We start from the raw sequence: 20,699 nt of genomic DNA on the forward strand, positions 1-20,699 counted from the left end.
CTTTTATTAACTCAAGTCGGGTAATTTTGCGGCAGCGTTTTTCTCTATTCCAATAAGCGGCATTAAATTATCAACCGCGGAAGCATAATTAATTGCCGAACTCCAGCCGTCATACTCGGCGATTATTTTCGCTGAGGTGGCCTGCCAGACATCCTGCTCAACGCTGAGCAGATCGTTAATGCTCCGCTTGCTCAGGGTGTATTCATTTTTATAAACATCGCGGGCCCGCAGCGCATTTTCCAGCTGTTGCTTCCCCGCCTCCATTCGTCCCCGCGCGCCGGTCCAGTCAGCCTGCGCGACGGAGGCCTTTTGCAGGACATCGAAACGCGCCTGATCGACCTGAGAGGAGGCCATGGCCCGTGCGCCTTCCGCCTGCCGAACGCGCGCGGAAACCGCGCCCCCCTGATACAGCGGCGCGTCGATATTGAGCTGTATCTGGTCGTCCCAGTAGGAACGGTTGTCCGATTCATAACGGGTGCGCCCCCCCTTCAGGCTTAACGTCGGCCAGTGCTGGGACTTCGCCGTTTCCACGCCATACTGAGCCGAACGTTCCATGTTCTGCGCGGCCATCACCGCCGGTATCAGGGAATAATCGATGCGGTTGAGCGAGTCCGGCTCCACGGCAAGATTCGCGGGCACCGGCGAATAGGCCTCTGCCTGCATGCCGGTTAATACCGCAAGCCTGGCGCGCGCGCTGTTTAAGGCGGCGCGATACTGCGCGACCGTCGCCTGCATGCCGGCAATGCGCGTGCGGGTCTGAAGCTCATCGGAGGTCGAACTCACGCCCGCGTCTGCGCGAAGCTTTGCCAGCTGCTCGACGTTCTTGAGCGCCTGCACGTTATCTATTGCCGCCTGCAGCAGATCGGAATAGCGTTTGACCTCGACGTAGCTCAGCGCCGTTTTTTCCGCCACGTCCGAAAGCGTGCCCATCAGCTGATAGCGGTAGCTATCGCGCTGGGCGGAGGACTGGCTGATACTGTTATTGGTCTTGCCAAAATCGTACAGCAGCTGCGTCAGGCTCAGCCCCCAGGCGGCTGAATTCTTCAGCGACCCGCTGGAATCGGTGGTCTGGCTGTGCCCCGTACTTCCGTTCAACGATATTTGCGGCATCCAGCCGCTGCGCGCTTCATCTATTTGTGCCTGGCCAATACCTAATTGCGCGGCCTGCTGGCTAATTGACGGATCGCGATCGATCGCAAAAAGAATACTTTCTTTTAAGGTTGTGGTTGCCACCGGGGCAATACCCACCTGATTACTATTGGCGAAAGCCATATTTATGGCTAATGAAATGAATGCCAGTGCTGCTGTAAATCGGCGTAACATAGGCTTTCGTAATATCGTCATGTTATCTCCCTGACTCTGAGTGATACTCAAGCAAATACCCAAAAAGAGGTACAGATAATTAGACAAATATCTTATTTAGCTACCTTGCTGAATTTCAGGTAATACTCCCCATACCCATTTCCATCGGAGATGAGATCTGCCCGCATCTTATTTCAATTAAGAATTTACTTATTTCTTAAACTGGTTAGCAGCATAACAAAATGTGTTATAGCCCACTACAGCCACAATGTTAATGTGGTGTTACAAGCAAGAAAAAATATGGGGTTTCTGGACAAAACTCTAAAAGTATCCTTTCAGATGAAACATATAAACTCTCTGTTATCTAAGGAAAATTCTTAATTCCCTCCGTGCACATTTTTGCGTTAATTTCAGAGCGAGTCAGACACAAAGATTTTCAAAGAAGTGTCAGTTTACGTAGCCAAAGGGATATATTTAAAATTAAAAACTCTTAAAAAACTAATTAAAGCAATTAAACCCTGCGTAATTTCTATTAAACAGCATTTAACACCACTCAATGGCGTTACGCTGGTTACATAACCCAAATCGTTAAATAAAACATAACAATAACATTGTGATTAACATTCAAAACGGCTTCCTTATACCCCCTTAATAAAATTTCAATAATCACCCATCTGAATTATCACACCGCTGCACATCGTCCTGAGGACATTCCCCTTCTCTCTGCGTCAAAATGCTGTATTATGCAAGATATTGCGACATTTTGCAGGAATGTACCCCATGCACAAAACCGCTCGTCAACGCTACGTCCTGGATATCCTCAGCGAGCAAGGCCAGGCCAGCATCACCGACCTGGCTGAAAAACTGCAGGTTTCGGCGGATACCATTCGTCGGGATCTGACCGACCTGGAAAACCAGGGCCTTGCGCAGAAGAACCACGGCGGCGCCATCGCGCTCAACCTCTCCGCCATGAACCGTCAGGGCCGCAATACGCTGCTGCCGGAGACCAAACAGCGCCTGGGTAAACAGGTCGCACAGCAGGTTCCACCGGGCTCCACCCTGTTTCTTGATGCCGGAAGCACGGTGATGGCCGTCGCCACCTTTCTTCAGGGGCCGCTCACCGTTATTACCCCCTCGCTGGATATCGCCCAGCATTTTAGCGACCGGGAAGACATTGAGCTGATCCTGCTCGGCGGGAAATGGGACCACAAGCAGCGACTGTTTGCCGGCAGCGCCACGCTGTCTTTGCTGTCCCGTTATCGGGCAGATATCGCCATTCTTGGGGCGTGCGCCATTCATGCCGAACTCGGTTTGAGCGCCGGTAAAGAAGCGGATGCCGAGGTGAAACGCGCGATGCTGGACGCAAGCCATGCGCACTGGATTGTCGCCGACCATCTGAAAATTAACCGCTGCGAACCGTATCTGGTTTCCGGGTTATCCAGCATTCAACAACTCTTTTTAGATCGTCCCTGGCCTGAGCTTGGGGACCATAGCGCACTGCAGGTTACGGTGTGCGCGAATTAACGTGGAGAAGGTCATGAATAAAGTTCAAACAATCAACATTGCGCTGATCGGGTATGGATTTGTCGGTAAAACCTTCCATGCCCCGCTGATCCAGTCGGTGGACGGGATTAAGCTGGCCGTGGTCTCTTCTCGTGATGAAGAGAAGGTTAAACGCGATCTGCCGGACGTACAGGTGGTAGCGACACCGGAAGAGGCCATTCAGCATCCTGATATCGATCTGGTGGTGATTGCCTCCCCCAACGCCACGCACGCCCCGCTGGCGACGCTGGCCCTGAACTCGGGTAAACACGTGGTCGTCGATAAGCCTTTTACCCTCGACATGCAGGAAGCCCGCGACCTGATTGCGCTGGCGGATGAAAAGCAGCTGCTGCTCTCCGTCTTCCACAACCGCCGCTGGGACAGCGATTTCCTCGGCATTAAGCAGATTATTGAGCAAGGCACGCTCGGCAAGGTTAAACACCTGGAATCGCACATCGACCGCTTCCGCCCGGAAGTGCGCGTGCGCTGGCGCGAGCAGAACGTCCCCGGGAGCGGTTTGTGGTTTGATCTGGGCCCTCACCTGATTGACCAGACGCTACAGCTCTTTGGACTGCCGGAGTCGGTTCAGGGGAATATCGCGACGCTGCGCGACGGCGCAGAAATTAACGACTGGGCGCACGTGGTCTTAAACTACCCGGAGCATAAGGTCATTCTGCACGCCAGCATGCTGGTTGCTGGCGGTACGGCGCGCTTTACCGTCCACGGGGACAAGGGCAGCGTGGTGAAAGCCAGAATCGACCAGCAGGAAGCGCAGCTGCTCGCAGGGGTGATCCCCGGCAGTGAAACCTGGGGCGAAGACGGCGACAGCATGGTCTTCTTTGGCGCCGACGGCGCACCGCAGACGATCCCAACCCCGAAAGGCGATCAGCGCCAGTATTACGTCAACGTACGTGATGCGCTGCTCGGGAAAATCACCAACCCTGTCCACCCTGTTGAGGCACTGGCGGTCATGGCCGTGCTGGAAGCGGCGGTGAAGTCGTCGGAGACGGGGTCAACGCAGGCGCTGGCGTTAACTGCCGAAGAGCGTGCGCTGCTGGGTTAAAAAACAAGCCGGGTGGCGCTGCGCTTACCCGGCCTACGATTCAAAGCCGTTTGTAGGCCCGTGCAAGCGAAGCGCCGCCGGGCAAGAAAGGCGGCGACAATGTTTCAGCACTACTGACGCTTTTTCGGCATCATGCGCAGAAGAGTATTATCTTTCCAGAAATAGTGATGCATTAGCGCCGCCGCCGCGTGCAGGCCAATCACAAAGTAGCCCAGGTTCGCCAGCGTCTCGTGCCACTCTTTCAACATATCAACCAGGTCGAAATTGGACTCCGCCGCATGCGGCATCGCCAGGCCGAAAGCAAACCAGTCGCTGCCCCGGTTGTACATCATCACAATGCCAATCAGCGGCAGCGCAATAAACAGCAGATACACCACCAGGTGCCCCAGATGGGACATCCCCGTCACCATCGCTTTTGGCTTCGGCTGAATCGGCGGTGCGCGGAATTTCAGGCGAACCAGCAGACGCGTCACCATCAGCACCAGGATACTGATACCGCACGAGACGTGGATCATATTGATCGCTGGACGCGCGGTGCGCGGGAAGAAACCTCTGAACTCCATGGCGCAGTAGGCGACGATGATTAACAGAAACACCAGCCAGTGGATGCCGATTTGCAGGCTTGTATATTTAGTGCGCATGTGATTTCCCGATTAAAAACAGTTACCGCGCCAACATAATCTCCTTTCCTTAAAAATTCATTAACTTTTCTGTATGGTTTTTCAAATACTTCCTCCCGCATGAAGCATCTTCAATTGCCGCCCTGCCCGTGATGGTCTAAGCCTGGATGAGTTCAAACTGTCGCATCGACACGTTTACAGGAGAACACCATGAGTAAAATTGGCATTAACGGCTTTGGACGCATTGGGCGCCTTGTACTGCGTCGCCTGCTTGAAACCCAGGACAGCAATACCGTCGTCGCCATCAACGACCTCACCTCACCGAAAGTGCTGGCCTACCTGCTCAGGCATGATTCCAACTACGGTGGCTTCCCGTGGAGCGTCGATTTCACCGAGGATGCGCTGATTGTCGACGGTAAAACCATTGCGGTGTACGCCGAAAAAGAGGCGAAGCACATTCCGTGGAAAGCCGCAGGCGTGGATATCGTCGTGGAGTGCACCGGCTTTTATACCTCTGAAGAGAAATCACGGGCGCACCTGGACGCCGGCGCGAAGAAAGTGCTGATCTCTGCGCCTGCGGGCGAGATGAAAACCATCGTCTACAGCGTGAATGACGACACCATTGACGCCAGTGACACCATTATTTCCGTCGCATCCTGCACCACCAACTGCCTCGCCCCGCTGGCGAAAGCCCTGAACGATGCGTTTGAAATAAAAGTGGGCACCATGACCACCATTCATGCCTATACCGGTACGCAGGCGCTGGTGGATGGCCCGCGCGGAAAAGACCTTCGCGCCTCGCGGGCGGCGGCAGAGAATATCATTCCCCACACCACCGGTGCGGCAAAGGCCATCGGTCTGGTGATCCCTGCGCTCAGCGGCAAGCTGAAGGGCCACGCGCAGCGCGTGCCGGTAAAGACGGGTTCAGTCACCGAGCTGGTGGCGATTCTGGGCAAGAAAGTGACCGTTGAGGAGATCAACGCCGCGCTGAAAAAGGCGACGCAGGGCAATAAATCGTTCGGGTATACCGACGAAGAGATTGTGTCGTCCGATGTGATTGGCTCGCATTATGGTTCGGTGTTTGACGCCACGCAGACGGAGGTGTCAGAAGCGGGAGAGCTGCAGCTGGTGAAAGCGGTAGCCTGGTATGACAACGAGTACGGTTTCGTGACGCAGCTGGTGCGGACGCTGGATAAGTTTGCGGCGCTGTGATTCTATGCCTTTATTCAGGGCTAATATGAGCAGTGAAGCATCCCCTCTCCCTGTGGGAGAGGGTTAGGGTGAGGGGAACATACGGGTGTGGTGGTCATTCCGTTCACTTTATGTTCCTTGCTACTCTTTAACGACATAACCGGTGAACGTGCCAGGGTGGCTCAATCGCCGCCACCCTGGCAACCCGGGCTCCCGGCGATATACAGCCGGACCAGGACATTGCTGTGTAAGCCAAAGGTTATTCTGAAGCGGTTGTTATCGCTTCTGATTACACCCTTAAATCGAGCGCCTGGACAACGCATCCGCGAGAACCGGGTCCTGCTGTAACTGTTCCCATGCGGCAATCACAGCATCCGGGAATTCAACGTGCGCGATAAAATCCCGCCCGGCCGGACCATAGCCGTTAACGTCATCGTACAAACGCGGCAGCTCCCCCAGAACCAGTGACAGGTAGCGGTCAACGGGCCACAGTCCGCTATTGCCCGCGCTAAACTCCACGCCCTCTTTGCCATTGTGCAGCGTTGGCGTAAACCCGGGATGGCTTATCCACTGCGGTGACACGGGCTCATCCCGACAAACGCGGGCAAACGTCGCCATCGTACGGCGCTGCATCGTCGGGTCCTGTACCACCAGCACCCGCCCGGTCGCTCGCTGATGCTGTTTCAGCATGTTCCAGCTAAAACGCGCGTTCTCACCGCAGTTGGTGGATTGATCCTCAATCCACAGGCGCGTCTCGGGGATCTGCCAGAACTCCCGCGCAATGTCGGCAAGAATGCTCGCTTCCGCCCGCCCTTCGACGGGCAAGGTGTGATAACGCGGATGACTGCCGATAGCGGCATATAAAAACGCGGTTGAATGACCAATACCGCCGCTAATCAGGAGCGGGATATCTCTCTGCGCGGCAATACGGCAGGCCGCCTCAATGGTCGGGATCACCGCGTTTCCTGCCAGGATGACCGCATCGACGTCCGGGGGCTGGCGGCTGCCGCTCAGGTCGTCCTGCGCCAGCCATTCACCGACAGTATTGATGGCCGCCAGCGTGGCATCCGGCAGGATGGGAAAATGGGGCTGTTCCATGATGAACTCCTTCTCTCTATCCCTTCAGGGTAGCGACTTCAGGTTCTCAACACAACGGCGACATCGGGCCGCTCTTTTTCCTTAAACTTCCCTTCTACATTTGATTAACATGCGTAAATCATATTCACTTGAATTATCATTTGCGGCAGACGTAGAATCGCTAGCCCGCTAATTATTCAATTATTTCTAAGGTAAACGACGTTATGCGCCTGCCCGAACGCGACCCTTATGCTCCTCGCGAGTGGCAGCCACATGAGAAACCCGCCCTGCTGGGTTCGCCTTCCACACCCGAGCACAGTACGCCAAAACGCATTGCCTACGGCGTCGTTGGCCTGCTGGTGTGCCTGACGGGAGCGCTGGGAAATGCGGTGGTGACCGCCAACCTGCAAAACCTGCAGGGAACCTTCGGGGCCTGGTCGACCGAAATCGCCTGGCTTCCCGCGGTCTACGTCATGACCAACATCTCCATCAACCTGCTGCTGGTCAAGTTCCGCCAGCAGTACGGTCTGCGCGCCTTCACGGAAGGTTTTCTGGTGCTGTACGTGCTGGTGACCTTTTTCCACCTGTTCGTTAACGATCTCAGCTCGGCGCTGATGGTGCGCGCCGCGCACGGGATGGTGGCCGCCGCGCTCAGCTCGCTGGGGATTTACTACCAGATCCAGGCCTGGCCTGCGAAGCACCGCCTGAAGGCGCTCACCATCGGGATTACCGGGTCATCACTCGCTATTCCTCTGGCCCGCCTGTTTTCCACCGAACTGCTGCAGCTGGACGAATGGCGCGGGCTCTATTTCTTCGAGCTCGGGCTGGCGCTGATCTCCCTGGCCTGCGTGATAGCCTTAAAACTGCCCCCGGGCGACAGGCGCAAGGTTTTTGAGAAAAAAGACTTCATCACCTTCTTTTTAATGGCCCCCGGAATGGCCCTGCTCTGCGCCGTGCTCTCGTTGGGCCGCCTTGACTGGTGGTTCGAGGCGCCGTGGATCGGCTGGTCGCTGGCGCTGTCGCTTGTATTAATTGTGGCCGCCATCGTCTTTGAACATAACCGCGCCAACCCGCTGCTGAACACCCGCTGGCTGTCGAGCGGCAGCATCGTCCGTCTGGGGCTAATCATGCTGCTGATCCGTATCGTGCTGGCAGAGCAAAACACCGGGGTCATCGGCTGGCTGCAGTACGTGGGGTTACAGAACGAGCAGATGACCCACCTGGCGTGGTCCATTTTCGCCGGGATCGTCTGCGGGATTGTCACCAGCTGCCTCACGATTAAGCCGACCAAACTGGCGTGGCCGATTATCACCTCCCTGGCGCTGATGATTGTTGCCTCGCTGCTGGACAGCCAGTCCAACAACCTGACCCGGCCGGATCAGCTGATGCTAAGCCAGTTTCTGCTGGGCTTCGGCAGCGCCTTCTTCCTGGCGCCCGCCATGCTGGCTGCCATTGGCGGGGTGATCGCCGACCCGCGCAACCTGGTCAGCTTCTCGGTGATGTTCGGCATGAGTCAGAACCTCGGCGGCCTGCTGGGTTCCGCGATCCTCGGAACCTTCCAGACATGGCGCGAGAAGTACCACTCCAGCCTGCTGGCGGACCAGCTCACCACGCTCAATCCGCTGGTCAACGAGCGTATCCAGATTTACACCCAGATGTACCGGAGCCTGATTGGCGACAGTTCGCTGCTGGGAACGCAGGCGATCACGCAGCTGCAAACGGTGACGACGCTTGAGGCGAATATTCTGGCTTACAACGATACTTATCTGCTGACGGCGGGCATCGCTGCCGCCACGCTGGTCTGGATTTTATGGCGCTTGCTGCGCCTGCGCATCACTGCCCGTATGGCACTTAAGAACGCCACCGGCAACAAATAATTGAAATATTTCTGGAGAGTTTATGAGTCAGCAGGATGCCGCTAAAGAGCAGGCCAACACCCGCAAAAATGTGCGCATTGTTTCCGTTTTCACAGCCGCTGCCATCGGTATTGTCGGCGTGCTGGTGATCCTTTACGCGTGGCAGCTTCCGCCGTTCACCCGCCACGCGCAGTTTACCGACAACGCCTACGTGCGCGGTCAGACGACGTTCATCAGCCCCCAGGTGAATGGCTATATCACCGAGGTGAAGGTTCAGGACTTTGTGCAGGTTAAAAAAGGCGACCTGCTGCTGCAGATTGATGACCGTATCTATCGTCAGCGCGTGCATCAGGCCGAGGCACAGCTGGCGATGAAAATTGCCGCGCTTAATAACAACCTGCAGCAGCGTAAAAGCGCCGAAGCGACGATCGCCAAAAACGACGCGGCGCTGAAAAATGCCCGCGCCCAGAGCCTGAAAACCCAGGCGGATTTAAAGCGCGTGAAGGATTTGACGGCGGACGGCTCGCTTTCCATTCGCGAGCGCGACGCGGCGCTGGCCAGCGCGGCCCAGGGCAGCGCCGACATCGAGCAGGCTAAAGCCTTGCTTGAGATGTCGCGTCAGGATCTGCAGACGGTAATTGTGAACCGCGGCGCGCTGGAGGCGGATGTCGAAAACGCCAAAGCGGCGCTGGAGCTGGCGCAGATAGACCTGCAAAACACCCGCATCATCGCCCCGCGCGACGGCCAGCTCGGCCAGATTGCCGTGCGTCTCGGGGCGTACGTGACCGCCGGGACCCACCTCACCACGCTGGTTCCGCCGCAGCACTGGGTGATCGCCAATATTAAAGAGACGCAGCTCGCAGAGCTGCGCGTCGGCCAGCCTGTCAAATTCACCGTCGATGCGCTGAACGACAAAGCCTATCAGGGCCGCGTGGAGAGCATCTCGCCGGCAACCGGGGTTGAATTCAGCGCCATCACGCCGGACAACGCCACCGGCAACTTTGTCAAAATCGCCCAGCGTATTCCGGTGCGCATCGAGGTGCTCGGCAAGCCTGAGGAGTCCGCCCTGCTGCGTCCGGGCATGTCGGTGCAGGTGACCATTGATACGCGGGAGGGCAAACAATGACCCTTCGCCCGATAGCCGGTCTGGTGCTGGCGGTAATGCTCACCGGATGCCAGTCCGTCGACGTAAAACCGGCGCAGCCAACGCTGCAAATCCCCGCCCAGTGGCGTGCTGACGCCGGTCCTGCCAGCCCGGCGGAGCAGCTCTGGTGGCGCAATTTTCATGACAACAACCTCAACCGCTACGTGGATCGGGCGCTAAAGAATAACAGCGACGTGTTGATCGCCCGCGAACGGATTAACGAGTATCAGGCGCGGGTCTTTGCGGCCGACGGCAGCCTGTTTCCGTCGCTTGATGCAGGAGTAACGGGGACCCGCGCCCGTTCGCAATCCGCCGCGACCGGGCTGCCGGTCTACGGCACGCTGTACAGAGGTAGCCTGACTGCGAGCTACGACGTGGATATCTGGGGCGTCAACCGCAGCACGGCCAGTGCCGCCGAAGCCTCGCTGGCGGCGCAAAAAGCCGCCGCTGCCGCCGCGGATTTGACCGTCGCGTCTTCCGTTGCATCCGGGTATGTCACCCTGCTCTCGCTTGACGAACAGCTGCGGGTGACCGAATCCACGCTGAAATCGCGCGAAGAGGCATTTAACCTCGCGAAACGTCAGTTTGAGACGGGCTACAGCTCGCGTCTGGAGCTGATGCAGTCGGATTCCGAACTCCGCTCAACGCGAGCGCAGGTTCCCGTGCTGCAGCATCAGATTGCACAGCAGGAGAACGCCCTCAGCCTGCTGCTGGGAAGCAATCCCGGCGCGTTAGCGCGCAGCGAAAGCTTTGAGGCGCTAACGCCGCTGAGGCTGCCGTCACAGCTGCCTTCTACGCTCCTGAACCGTCGCCCGGATATCGTTCAGGCCGAACGCCAGCTGGTTGCGGCCGACGCCTCGCTTGCCGCGTCGCGCGCGAGCCTGCTGCCGTCGATCAACCTGACCGCAACCGGATCGATACAGGATCGCACCCTGTCCGGCCTGCTGGACAACCCGCTTCAGCTCTGGAGCGTCGGGGGCAGTATTCTCGCCCCGCTGCTGAACCGCCAGGCGCTGAATGCGCAGGTGGATATTTCCCAGTCCCAGCGTAACCAGGCGCTGTACGCCTATGAAAAAACCGTGCGTAACGCGTTTGCCGAAGTGAATAACAGCCTTGATGCTATTACGCGCTATCAGGAACAGCTGACCGAGCTGCTTGCCCAGCAGGAGGTGGCGCAGGAGACGCTGCGCATTGCGCAGAACCGCAATCGCAACGGCTACTCTTCCTATCTGGACGTGCTGGACGCGCAGCGCACGCTGTACTCGGTTCAGACCAGCGTAGTGCAGGTGAAAAATAACCTGCTGCTGGCGCAGATCGATTTGTACAGGGCGCTGGGCGGCGGCTGGAAGAGCGCGTGAACCCCCTTGCGCGCTGATGCCCTCACCCCGACCCTCTCCCACAGGGAGAGGGAGAAAAACCCAAGGAGTCAATCTATGCATCAACAATGGTCTGCAGTAGATAATTACATGATTTCTTCGCTAATCCCTGACGATGACGTGCTTCATCAGGTACTGGAAAACAATAAACGCGCCGGGCTACCCGAACACGATGTTGCGGCCAATCAGGGGCAACTGCTGGCGCTGTTCGTGCGCATGACCCAGGCAAGACGCATCCTTGAGATTGGTACGCTGGGCGCCTATAGCTCAATCTGGATGGCGCGCGCCCTGCCGCCGGACGGAAAGCTGATTACGCTCGAGGCTGACCCGACGCATGCCGATGTGGCCCGCCAGAATATTCACCTCGCGGGGCTGAACGATCGCATTGAACTGATTGAAGGCCCGGCGCTGAGCTCACTGGAGAATTTCGGTGACGTTCCGCCGTTCGACCTGATCTTTATTGATGCCGATAAGCCAAACAATCCCGGCTATCTGGAGTGGGCGCTGCACTATTCACGTCCCGGCACGATAATCATTGGCGATAACGTGGTGCGCGACGGCGAAGTGATTAACGGGCAAAGCGACGACGCGCGCGTGCTGGGGGTGCGGCGTTTTATCGAAATGATTGGGGATAACCCGCGCCTGACCGCCACCGCGCTGCAAACGGTGGGGGTTAAGGGATGGGATGGGTTTACGCTGGCAATCGTGAACGGGTGAAAATTGTGCGGCCTGATGCCCTCACCCCGACCCTCTCCCACAGGGAGAGGGAGAAAACCGGGCAAGGGTTTTAAGCGGAAATCTGCTCCATCGCCTGCAGAATACGCTTATCCGAAATCGGATACGGCGTACCGAGCTGCTGGGCAAAGAAGCTGACGCGCAGCTCCTCTATCATCCAGCGGATCGCCTGAACGTCTTCATCGTCGCGGCGCGCCGGCGGCAGCTTGTTTAGCCACTGCTGCCACGCCTGCTGCACGCTCTCCACTTTCAGCATCTGCGCGCGATCGCGGTGCGGGTCGATAGCCATTTTTTCCAGACGTTTTTCAATCGCCTGAAGATAGCGAAGCGTATCGCCCAGACGCTTAAAGCCGTTGCCGGTGACAAAGCCGCGATAGACCAGCCCCGCCATCTGCGCCTTCACGTCCGAGAGCCCCAGCGCCATGGTCATATCCACGCGCCCCTTCAGGCGCTTGTTGATATTGAACACGGCGGTGAGGATCTGCTCGACCTGTTTGGCTATCTCCACCACGGTGTCGTTCAGCTCGGCGCGCACCTTTTCATGAAGCTGAGCAAAGCCCTCTTCCGTCCAGACCGGACCGCCCGCCTCGTGGATCAGCTTGTCCACGCCGCAGGAGATGCAGTCGTCAATCAGATCCAGCACCTTGCCGTACGGGTTAAAGTACAGCCCGAGCTTGGCTTTGTTCGGCAGCTTCTCGTGCAGATACTTGATCGGCGACGGGATGTTGAGCAGCAGTAGGCGACGCAGCCCGCGCCACATCATCTGCTGCTGTTCCTGAGGATTATCAAACAGTTTGATCGCCACGCTGTCGCGCTCGTCCACCAGCGCAGGCCAGGCTTTGACCTTATAGTTACCGCGCTTCTGTTCGTAGCTTTCCGGAAGCTGACCAAAGCTCCAGATGTGCAGCCCGCTCTGCTCGATACCGTCGTCCGCCACCGCAGAAAGCGTCTCCTGAACTTTCCCTTTCAGCGACTCTTTCAGCTCGCTCAGCGAACGTCCTTCCAGCAGCTTTTTGTTTTTATCATCCACCACGCGGAAGCTGATTTTCAGGTGATCGGGCACCTGATCCCAGTTCCAGTCTTCGCGGTCGATGGTGGTGCCGGTCATGCGTCGGAACTCGCGCTCGAGCGCGTCCAGCAGCGGCAGCTCCAGCGGCGTGACGCGGCCTAAAAACGCTTCCGCATAGTTTGGCGCAGGCACAAAGTTGCGGCGCACCGGTTTCGGCAGGGATTTGATCAGCGCAATCACCAGCTCGCGGCGCAGGCCGGGAATTTGCCATTCAAAACCGCCCTCATCGACCTGGTTTAGCAGCGGTAGCGGAATATGAACGGTCACGCCGTCCGCGTCGGCACCCGGTTCAAACTGATACGTCAGACGCAGCTTGAGGTTGCCCTGATGCCAGAAGTTCGGGTAGTCGAGCTTGCTGACCGACTCCGCCCCCTCTTTAATCAGCATGCTCTTTTCAAAGTTGAGCAGGTCCGGCGTCTCTTTGCTGGCCTTCTTCCACCAGCTGTCGAAGTGGCGGGCGGAGATAACATCGTGGCTGATGCGCTGGTCGTAAAACTCAAACAGCGCCTCGTCGTCCACCAGAATGTCGCGGCGGCGGGACTTGTGCTCAAGCTCCTCCACTTCCGCGCGCAGCTTCAGGTTTTCGCGGAAGAAGGCGTGGCGCGTCTGCCAGTCACCCTCCACCAGCGCGTGACGGATAAACAGCTCGCGGCTGAGCGCCGGATCAATCTGGCTGTAGTTGACCTTACGTGCGGCGACCACCGGCAGGCCGTAAACAGTCACTTTTTCGGTCGCCATTACCGCGCCCTGCGCGCGCTCCCAGTGCGGTTCGCTGTACGATCGTTTCAGCAGGTGCTGAGCCACCGGCTCCACCCATTCCGGATCGATACGCGCGGCAATGCGTCCCCACAGGCGGCTGGTTTCCACCAGCTCCGCGACCATGGTCCACTTCGGCGGCTTCTTGAACAGGCCGGAACCGGGGAAGATGGAGAAACGGGCGTTACGCGCGCCGGTATACTCCTGCTTTTCGGCGTCCTTCATCCCAATGTGGGACAGCAGGCCGGTCAGCAGCGCGATATGAATCTCGCGGTACTCCGCCGGCTCGCTGTTGACCGGAATGCCCAGCTCTTTCACCACCTGGCGCAGCTGGGTGTAGATATCCTGCCACTCGCGCACGCGCAGGTAGTTGAGGAAATCCACGCGGCACTGGCGGCGGAACTGGTTCGAGGAGAGCGCTTTCTGCTGCTCGCCGAGATAGTTCCACAGGTTTACGAAGGTGAGGAAGTCGGACTCTTTGTCGTGGAAGCGACGGTGCTTTTCGTCAGACGCCTGCTGCTTGTCCATCGGACGCTCGCGCGGATCCTGAATGGAGAGCGCCGAGGTAATGATCATCGCCTCGCGCACGCAGCCGTGCTTTTGCGCTTCCAGCACCATACGGGCCAGGCGCGGATCCACCGGCAGCTGGCTGAGCTGGCGGCCGAGCGGCGTCAGCTTGTAGACCGTGGCCTGCTCGTCGGTGGTGATCGCCCCGAGCTCTTCCAGCAGACGCACGCCGTCCTGAATGTTGCGTTTATCCGGCGCTTCGACGAACGGGAACGCCGCGATGTCGCCCAGCCCCAGCGCGGTCATCTGCAGGATAACGGACGCCAGGTTGGTACGCAGAATTTCCGGGTCGGTAAACTCCGGGCGCGACAGGAAATCATCTTCGGAATAGAGACGAATACAGATCCCTTCCGAGACGCGGCCGCAGCGGCCTTTACGCTGGTTAGCGGACGCCTGGGAGACCGGCTCAATCGGCAGCCGCTGGACCTTCGTGCGGTAGCTGTAGCGGCTGATGCGCGCCGTGCCCGGGTCGATAACGTATTTAATCCCCGGCACGGTCAGCGAGGTTTCCGCCACGTTGGTCGCCAGCACGATGCGTCGCCCGCCGTGCGGCTGGAATACGCGGTTCTGCTCGCTGTTTGACAGGCGCGCGTAAAGCGGCAGGATCTCCGTGTGGCGCAGGTCGCGCTTGCTGAGCGCATCGGCGGTGTCGCGGATTTCGCGCTCGCCGCTCATGAAGATCAGAATGTCGCCCGCGCTTTCGTTGCCCAGCTCGTCAACGGCGTCGAAGATGGCCTGCAGCTGGTCGCGCTCGGTATCGTCCGCCTCTTCCACAATCGGGCGATAGCGCACTTCCACCGGATACGTGCGTCCTGACACCTCGATAATCGGCGCATTGTTGAAATGCTTCGAGAAGCGCTCAGGGTCGATGGTCGCGGAGGTGATGATGATTTTCAGATCCGGGCGACGCGGCAGCAGCTCTTTCAGGTAGCCGAGCAGGAAGTCGATGTTCAGGCTGCGCTCGTGCGCTTCGTCAATGATGATGGTGTCGTACTGCATCAGCAGACGATCCTGCTGGATTTCCGCCAGCAGAATACCGTCGGTCATCAGCTTGACCATGGTGTTATCGCTAACGTGGTCGCTGAATCGCACCTTGTAACCGATGCAGCCGCCCGGCTCCGTCTGCAGCTCTTCGGCAATACGGTTCGCCACGGTGCGCGCAGCCAGTCGACGCGGCTGGGTGTGGCCTATCAGCCCTTTTAGCCCGCGTCCCAGCTCCATACAGATTTTCGGCAGCTGGGTGGTTTTCCCCGAGCCGGTTTCCCCCGCAACAATCACCACCTGGTGGTCGCGGACGGCCTCAAGGATGTCCTGTTTTTTCTGGCTGACGGGCAGGTTTTCCGGGTAGGTAATTGCCGGACGTGCGGCTTCGCGCAGCACAACTTTCCCTGCCGCCTGTTCAATCTCTTTCGCCATCTCCTGGTAAATGGCCTGTTGTGCATCAGGATTTTTAACCTTCTTCACGCCGTGCAGACGGCGGGCAAAGCGCTGTTTATCGCGCAGCATCAGAGAATCAAGCTGTTGCAGGAGCATCGGGAAGGTTAATTTTTGTTGTTCTGTCATAGCGTTAAAGGGCAGTACACGCCCTGATAAACTCTCTTTTTAATGATTGCTATAGAGTACCACATCGACGCCTTTCGCGCCTTATTCAAAAAATTCGAACATAGGCTTCGATATATTGCGCTATCTCTGTGGCAGGATTGTGAATAGAGTGTCAACAAGCAACGGGGCAACCCCCTTCAATCAAATGCAACAACAGGAATCACCCATGAGCAAAGTATTAGTTTTGAAATCCAGTATTCTGGCAGGGTACTCTCAGTCTGGTCAGCTGTCTGATTACTTCGTTGAACAGTGGCGTGAACAGCATTCCGCTGACGAAATCACCGTGCGTGACCTGGCTGCAAACCCAATTCCTGTGCTGGACGGCGAGCTGGTTGGCGCGCTGCGCCCAAGCGATGCACCGCTGTCTCCACGTCAGCAGGAAGCCCTGGCCCTGTCCGACGAGCTGATTGCCGAGCTGCAGGCGCACGACGTTATCGTCATCAACGCCCCAATGTACAACTTCAACATCCCTACCCAGCTGAAGAACTACTTCGACCTGGTGGCGCGCGCTGGCGTAACCTTCCGTTACACCGAGAACGGCCCTGAAGGTCTGGTGAAAGGTAAACGTGCGATCGTACTTACCAGCCGTGGCGGTATCCATAAAGACACCCCAACCGACCTGGTTGCACCGTACCTGAGCCTGTTCCTGGGCTTCATCGGCATCACTGACGTGAACTTCGTGTTTGCTGAAGGTATCGCTTACGGTCCGGAAGTGGCGACCAAAGCGCAGACCGATGCGAAAGCCGCCATCGACAGCCTGGTAGCAGCCTAAGACTTCACCCTCTCACCGCCTGGTGGGAGGGTTTTTCTTTTCCCCGCATTTCGTTATCATCCGCTCCCACTCTCCAGCCGGGCGGCCTGATGTCTGCGATTATTGATTCTTTTATTGCCCCACCGTGTCACGACGACATTCAGATCCTCTGGCAGGATGAACATCTGCTGCTGATCGATAAGCCTTCCGGTCTGCTCAGCCTCTCGGGCAAAAATCCGCAAAACCTTGATTCCGTCCATTATCGTCTGGTCCAGACGTTCCCCGGCTGCACGCTGGTACACCGTCTGGATTTCGGCACGTCCGGGCTGATGGTGGTTGCGCGCAATAAGGCCATCAACGCGGCGCTGTGCCAGCAGTTCAGCCAGCGCAGCGTGGAGAAGGTCTACAGCGCCCTGCTTTGCGGCCATGTGGAAAACGACGAGGGAATAATAGACGCGCCGATTGCCAAAGACCCGGCGCTGTTTCCGCTGATGTCAATTTGCGCCATCAACGGAAAACCCGCCCGCTCCCGCTATCGGGTGGTGGAACGGTTTTATCAGAGTACGGGACTGCCGTTAACGCGGGTGATACTTACGCCGGAGACCGGGCGAACCCATCAGCTGCGTATTCACTGTCAGCAGCTGGGGCACCCGATTCTGGGCTGCGATCTGTATGGCGGTCTTGAAGCGCCGGGGGCGGAGGAAACGCCCCGGCTGATGCTGCATGCAAGCGAACTGAATTTTATTCATCCCGTGAGCGGAGAGCCGGTTAACGCCCGTCACGCCGCCCCGTTCTGAATGCGGTTTACCACATCAAATCGTCAGGGATTTTGAAGTCCGCGTACGGATCGTCTTCGTCCTGCTCTTCCTGACTTAGCGCGCTGTTTAACACGATGCTGTCGGCATCGCGCTGGGCAATTTTATCGGCCACCACCGCCGGAATAATCGCGTATTCACAGTCGCCGCTGGCGTTAATGACCAGACGGGCAATCGCCAGACGGCCGTTGATCAGCTGAGCCTGGGTTTGCTTGTCGACGTCGATTTTTTTGATCAGATTGCCGTCGGTGAAGTTAAAGGTGATGTTACCTTTCGCCACGGTGATGCGGTTCATCTCAATCAGCTGCTTCACCTGTGCTTTAAACTCTTTCGCCAGCACGGCCTGCTTCTGCTGTTCGCTCAGCAGCTTGTCGCGCTCGATCTGCGCTTTCTTGTTCTCTTCTACCGCTTCCCGAGCTTCACGCGCCTGAACGCGTGATTTCTTTGCCGTGCGCTGCACTTTTGCCGCTTTTTTGCTGCTGACCAGGCCCGCTTTCAGCATCTGCTCTTGTAAGGTGAGTTTTGTCATGATTGTTTCTAAACCGGTTGGAAATTTTGGGGATTATAGCGGGAATTGCGGAGCGTGTGCCAGAGAAGTAGGCATGGCGCTTTGTCGCATGGGCCTTGTTTATTATTTATTCAGCGTTTACTAACGTTACAGCCGCAAGAGTGATTAAAAATTGTCAGGTCATTTTCTTAAAAAAAATCAGCAACTCATAAATATGATGTGAGTTGAATATCTGTACCGGCTTCAGGCGTAGGCTGCTTTTCTCTTATTAAAAGAGTAAGGAGAAAATATGGCCTTAAAAGGAACAATGCTGCTTAACGATGCTGACTATGCGCCTTTTAACCTGCACGGCGTTGGTGTGTTTATGGCCCATTCCGGGCAGGGAATTTACAGAAACAATGGATTATGTGGTGCTGTTAAAGGCTCAGGTCCAATTCCCCCTGGGAAATACTGGATTGTTGACAGAGGGACTGGAGGTTTCTTTTCAGGTTTAAAAGCGAAGGTTCAGGATCGGTGGAACAAGGTTAGATCCGGGGCAGAATTTGGCCGCGATGAGTGGTTTGCTTTATACAAGGATGACTGGGGTATCGATGATGGCACCTGGATTGATAACGTCTATCGGGGTTTGTTTCGGCTGCATCCGGGTACGCTATCTGAGGGATGTATCACGATTGCCCATGATTCTGATTACGCATTGATCCGCAATGCTCTGATGAGTACGGAACTTATTCAGGTTCCCTGTATGCGTTCACTGATGGCACGCGGCTGGGTTGAGGTGATTGAAAGTGGCTACACCAACACTTGTCCGTAAATGGGGCATCAGGCTATTCAAAACGGTTTGGTTTCTATGCATCAGCATTATAGTAGGCCGCATATTGGGACCCGCTGAACGCTATCTTGATCATGATGTGGCCTCATCTATATGTGATTTTATTTATGGCGACGTGAATGCTGAAACAATATATGACACATATACCAATATCGATATTTTAATCGTACTGACCCTCGCCACGGTTATTTATCGCTTAACAACACTGCTACTCAAGAAAATAAGGAAATAAAGAATGCCAATTCCTCCCTACATGTGGCTAAAAGACGATGGTGGAGCAGATATTAAAGGTTCCGTTGATGTTCAGGACCGTGAAGGTAGCATTGAAATCATAGGGCTGAGTCATGGCCTTAACCTACCGGTAGACAGCGCTAACGGCAAGATCACCGGCACGCGTCAACACTCATCCATGCGGATTGAAAAGGAAGTTGATAGCTCCACGCCGTATCTCTATAAAGCAGCCTCTACCGGTCAGGCGCTTAAAAGCGCTGAAATCAAGTTCTATCATATCAATGATGCCGGACAGGAAGTCTGTTATTACACCGTCTTGATGGAGAACGTAAAGGTTACGGGTGTTAACTGCAGCGTGCCGAACGTGAAGATCGCTGCCAACAATAAAATGAACCATGTTGAAAGCGTAAGTCTGCAGTACGAAAAAATCACCTGGCGCATTGTCGACGGCAACATCATGCACAGTGACGCCTGGAACGAACGTCCTACAGCATAACGCTAAGGGGCGCGATGCCCCTTACTCTTCCTATCCCAGCATGTGTGCGCAACACTGTTCATGAACTTCGCTCATGTTGCATTGAAATTAAGTCACTTCCCCTGCGCCGCGGGCTCAGGCATAAATTATGCATCGGTAACTTCTTAGCAACATGAACTTAGGATGCATAACCACAATGAGCAAAGCTTTCACATATACCCTTAAGCGCAGTTGCTTCGATGAGAATTACAACCCGTCAGAAAATACGCGTACGACCACCAACTTTGCCAACCTGGCGCGCGGGGAAAAGCGTCAGGAAAACCTGCGCAATACGCTGGTGATGATCAACAACCGCTTTAACGCCCTGGCGCGCTGGGATAACCCAAACGCCGATCGCTACGCGGTTGAGCTGGAAATCATCTCTGTCGACTTGAACATTGGCGCGGAAAAACCGTTCCCGGCCATTGAGATATTGCAAACCACGATTGTCGACAAAAAAAATAACCTGCGTATCCCTGGCATCGTCGGGAATAACTTCTCTTCTTACGTGCGGGATTATGATTTCAGCGTGCGCCTGCTGGAACACAACAAGAACCAGCAGCACTTCAGCATTCCGGAAAAGTTTGGCGAACTGCACGGCAATATTTTCCGCCACTTTGTCAATTCGCCGGAATACAAAGAAAACTTCAGCAAGGGTCCGGTGATCTGCCTGAGCGTCTCCAGCAAAGACACCTATCGCCGCAACGGTAACCAGCACCCGGTACTGGGCATTGAATATCAGCCGGATGGCGAGTCGCTAACGGAACAGTACTTCGCGAAGATGGGCCTGCAGGTTCGCTATTTCATGCCGGAAAACAGCGTGGCGCCTTTCGCGTTCTTCTTTACCGGGGATTTGCTGAGTGACTACACCGATCTGGAGCTGATTGCCACCATCAGCACGATGGAGACGTTCCAGAAAATCTATCGCCCGGAAATTTATAACGCAAACTCGGCGGCGGGACTGTGCTACCGACCGGATCTGAACCAGCAGGATCACTCCTTAACCAAAATTGTTTATGACCGGGAAGAGCGTAGCCGACTGGCGATTGAACAGGGTCGCTTTACCGAAGCGTACTTTATTAAGCCTTACCAACACATTCTTGAGCAGTGGTCTGATAACTACACGCTTTAATTCATCAAAAAAGGTCTTT

At 56.3% G+C, this 20,699-nt stretch carries 18 protein-coding genes; 13 read left to right on the plus strand and 5 right to left on the minus strand.

The annotated features are described in order from the left end of the window. Positions 1 to 6: 6 nt before the first annotated feature. Positions 7 to 1,344: a TolC family outer membrane protein gene (locus AC27FC_RS04820; RefSeq protein WP_039262548.1), complete on the minus strand. Its 1,338-nt coding sequence runs from the start codon at positions 1,342 to 1,344 to the stop codon at positions 7 to 9. 738 nt (positions 1,345 to 2,082) lie between these two features. Between AC27FC_RS04820 and AC27FC_RS04825 the strand changes: the two genes are divergently transcribed. Next, positions 2,083 to 2,826, plus strand: a complete 744-nt coding sequence (locus tag AC27FC_RS04825) for a DeoR/GlpR family DNA-binding transcription regulator (RefSeq protein ID WP_033145477.1) — start codon at positions 2,083 to 2,085, stop codon at positions 2,824 to 2,826. Positions 2,827 to 2,839: 13 nt separating this feature from the next. Further along, a complete protein-coding gene (locus AC27FC_RS04830) occupies positions 2,840 to 3,907 on the plus strand; it encodes an oxidoreductase (RefSeq protein ID WP_196354418.1) in 1,068 nt (355 codons plus the stop codon). Between the two features lie 110 nt (positions 3,908 to 4,017). Here AC27FC_RS04830 and cybB read toward each other — a convergent pair whose 3' ends face one another. Beyond that, on the minus strand, positions 4,018 to 4,548 hold the full coding sequence (gene cybB, locus AC27FC_RS04835) for a cytochrome b561 (protein WP_196354419.1): 531 nt from the start codon (positions 4,546 to 4,548) through the stop codon (positions 4,018 to 4,020). A 189-nt stretch (positions 4,549 to 4,737) separates the two neighbouring features. Here cybB and gap point away from each other — a divergent pair, with 189 nt between their 5' ends. Beyond that, positions 4,738 to 5,739: a type I glyceraldehyde-3-phosphate dehydrogenase gene (gene gap / locus AC27FC_RS04840; RefSeq protein ID WP_029740556.1), complete on the plus strand. Its 1,002-nt coding sequence runs from the start codon at positions 4,738 to 4,740 to the stop codon at positions 5,737 to 5,739. Between the two features lie 276 nt (positions 5,740 to 6,015). Here the strand turns inward: gap and AC27FC_RS04845 are convergent, their stop codons facing one another. Next, a complete protein-coding gene (locus AC27FC_RS04845; RefSeq protein ID WP_196354420.1) occupies positions 6,016 to 6,816 on the minus strand; it encodes a YdcF family protein in 801 nt (266 codons plus the stop codon). A 203-nt stretch (positions 6,817 to 7,019) separates the two neighbouring features. On the opposite strand from AC27FC_RS04845, the gene AC27FC_RS04850 reads away from it, so the two are divergent. From AC27FC_RS04850 to AC27FC_RS04865, 4 genes are all read left to right on the plus strand, one after another. Continuing rightward, a complete protein-coding gene (locus AC27FC_RS04850; RefSeq protein ID WP_047061824.1) occupies positions 7,020 to 8,672 on the plus strand; it encodes an MFS transporter in 1,653 nt (550 codons plus the stop codon). Between the two features lie 22 nt (positions 8,673 to 8,694). Next, the gene (locus AC27FC_RS04855) at positions 8,695 to 9,777 is read left to right on the plus strand and encodes an HlyD family secretion protein (protein WP_069302792.1); all 1,083 of its coding nucleotides are present in this window, start codon (positions 8,695 to 8,697) and stop codon (positions 9,775 to 9,777) included. After that, positions 9,774 to 11,153 carry an efflux transporter outer membrane subunit gene (locus AC27FC_RS04860; protein ID WP_196354421.1) on the plus strand — a complete coding sequence of 460 codons (1,380 nt, stop codon included), beginning with the start codon at positions 9,774 to 9,776 and terminating at the stop codon, positions 11,151 to 11,153. The genes AC27FC_RS04855 and AC27FC_RS04860 overlap by 4 nt, the downstream gene beginning before the upstream one ends. A 75-nt stretch (positions 11,154 to 11,228) precedes the next feature. Then, a complete protein-coding gene (locus tag AC27FC_RS04865) occupies positions 11,229 to 11,888 on the plus strand; it encodes an O-methyltransferase (protein WP_064672460.1) in 660 nt (219 codons plus the stop codon). Positions 11,889 to 11,958: 70 nt separating this feature from the next. Here the strand turns inward: AC27FC_RS04865 and hrpA are convergent, their stop codons facing one another. Further along, positions 11,959 to 15,861: an ATP-dependent RNA helicase HrpA gene (gene hrpA / locus AC27FC_RS04870; protein WP_196354422.1), complete on the minus strand. Its 3,903-nt coding sequence runs from the start codon at positions 15,859 to 15,861 to the stop codon at positions 11,959 to 11,961. A 205-nt stretch (positions 15,862 to 16,066) separates the two neighbouring features. On the opposite strand from hrpA, the gene azoR reads away from it, so the two are divergent. Beyond that, positions 16,067 to 16,672, plus strand: coding sequence for an FMN-dependent NADH-azoreductase (gene azoR, locus AC27FC_RS04875; protein ID WP_008502313.1), 606 nt, complete (start codon positions 16,067 to 16,069; stop codon positions 16,670 to 16,672). An 89-nt stretch (positions 16,673 to 16,761) separates the two neighbouring features. Next, entirely contained in the window at positions 16,762 to 17,448 is a 687-nt protein-coding gene (locus AC27FC_RS04880) for an RluA family pseudouridine synthase (RefSeq protein WP_196354423.1), read from the plus strand. 7 nt (positions 17,449 to 17,455) lie between these two features. Here the strand turns inward: AC27FC_RS04880 and AC27FC_RS04885 are convergent, their stop codons facing one another. Then, the gene (locus AC27FC_RS04885; protein ID WP_023311631.1) at positions 17,456 to 17,995 is read right to left on the minus strand and encodes a DUF2058 domain-containing protein; all 540 of its coding nucleotides are present in this window, start codon (positions 17,993 to 17,995) and stop codon (positions 17,456 to 17,458) included. 268 nt (positions 17,996 to 18,263) lie between these two features. Between AC27FC_RS04885 and AC27FC_RS04890 the strand changes: the two genes are divergently transcribed. From AC27FC_RS04890 to AC27FC_RS04905, 4 genes are all read left to right on the plus strand, one after another. Beyond that, positions 18,264 to 18,785, plus strand: a complete 522-nt coding sequence (locus tag AC27FC_RS04890; protein ID WP_033145468.1) for a DUF2778 domain-containing protein — start codon at positions 18,264 to 18,266, stop codon at positions 18,783 to 18,785. Next, positions 18,760 to 19,035, plus strand: coding sequence for a hypothetical protein (locus AC27FC_RS04895; protein ID WP_072196664.1), 276 nt, complete (start codon positions 18,760 to 18,762; stop codon positions 19,033 to 19,035). The genes AC27FC_RS04890 and AC27FC_RS04895 overlap by 26 nt, the downstream gene beginning before the upstream one ends. 3 nt (positions 19,036 to 19,038) lie before the next feature. Then, the gene (locus tag AC27FC_RS04900; RefSeq protein ID WP_023311629.1) at positions 19,039 to 19,530 is read left to right on the plus strand and encodes an Hcp family type VI secretion system effector; all 492 of its coding nucleotides are present in this window, start codon (positions 19,039 to 19,041) and stop codon (positions 19,528 to 19,530) included. A gap of 175 nt (positions 19,531 to 19,705) precedes the next feature. After that, positions 19,706 to 20,680, plus strand: coding sequence for a DUF1852 domain-containing protein (locus AC27FC_RS04905; RefSeq protein WP_045142958.1), 975 nt, complete (start codon positions 19,706 to 19,708; stop codon positions 20,678 to 20,680). The last annotated feature ends 19 nt before the right edge of the window (positions 20,681 to 20,699 follow it).

Source organism: Enterobacter sp. C3_dUdeg (assembly GCF_057536195.1).

Coding starts and splice junctions, on each gene's coding strand:
- cybB (WP_196354419.1), bottom strand. CDS start 4,548: ATGCGCACTAAATATACAAGCCTGCAAATCGGCATCCACTGGCTGGTG.
- AC27FC_RS04860 (WP_196354421.1), top strand. CDS start 9,774: ATGACCCTTCGCCCGATAGCCGGTCTGGTGCTGGCGGTAATGCTCACC.
- AC27FC_RS04830 (WP_196354418.1), top strand. CDS start 2,840: ATGAATAAAGTTCAAACAATCAACATTGCGCTGATCGGGTATGGATTT.
- AC27FC_RS04855 (WP_069302792.1), top strand. CDS start 8,695: ATGAGTCAGCAGGATGCCGCTAAAGAGCAGGCCAACACCCGCAAAAAT.
- AC27FC_RS04900 (WP_023311629.1), top strand. CDS start 19,039: ATGCCAATTCCTCCCTACATGTGGCTAAAAGACGATGGTGGAGCAGAT.
- AC27FC_RS04880 (WP_196354423.1), top strand. CDS start 16,762: ATGTCTGCGATTATTGATTCTTTTATTGCCCCACCGTGTCACGACGAC.
- AC27FC_RS04850 (WP_047061824.1), top strand. CDS start 7,020: ATGCGCCTGCCCGAACGCGACCCTTATGCTCCTCGCGAGTGGCAGCCA.
- azoR (WP_008502313.1), top strand. CDS start 16,067: ATGAGCAAAGTATTAGTTTTGAAATCCAGTATTCTGGCAGGGTACTCT.
- AC27FC_RS04865 (WP_064672460.1), top strand. CDS start 11,229: ATGCATCAACAATGGTCTGCAGTAGATAATTACATGATTTCTTCGCTA.
- AC27FC_RS04905 (WP_045142958.1), top strand. CDS start 19,706: ATGAGCAAAGCTTTCACATATACCCTTAAGCGCAGTTGCTTCGATGAG.
- AC27FC_RS04890 (WP_033145468.1), top strand. CDS start 18,264: ATGGCCTTAAAAGGAACAATGCTGCTTAACGATGCTGACTATGCGCCT.
- AC27FC_RS04885 (WP_023311631.1), bottom strand. CDS start 17,995: ATGACAAAACTCACCTTACAAGAGCAGATGCTGAAAGCGGGCCTGGTC.
- AC27FC_RS04845 (WP_196354420.1), bottom strand. CDS start 6,816: ATGGAACAGCCCCATTTTCCCATCCTGCCGGATGCCACGCTGGCGGCC.
- hrpA (WP_196354422.1), bottom strand. CDS start 15,861: ATGACAGAACAACAAAAATTAACCTTCCCGATGCTCCTGCAACAGCTT.
- AC27FC_RS04820 (WP_039262548.1), bottom strand. CDS start 1,344: ATGACGATATTACGAAAGCCTATGTTACGCCGATTTACAGCAGCACTG.
- AC27FC_RS04825 (WP_033145477.1), top strand. CDS start 2,083: ATGCACAAAACCGCTCGTCAACGCTACGTCCTGGATATCCTCAGCGAG.
- gap (WP_029740556.1), top strand. CDS start 4,738: ATGAGTAAAATTGGCATTAACGGCTTTGGACGCATTGGGCGCCTTGTA.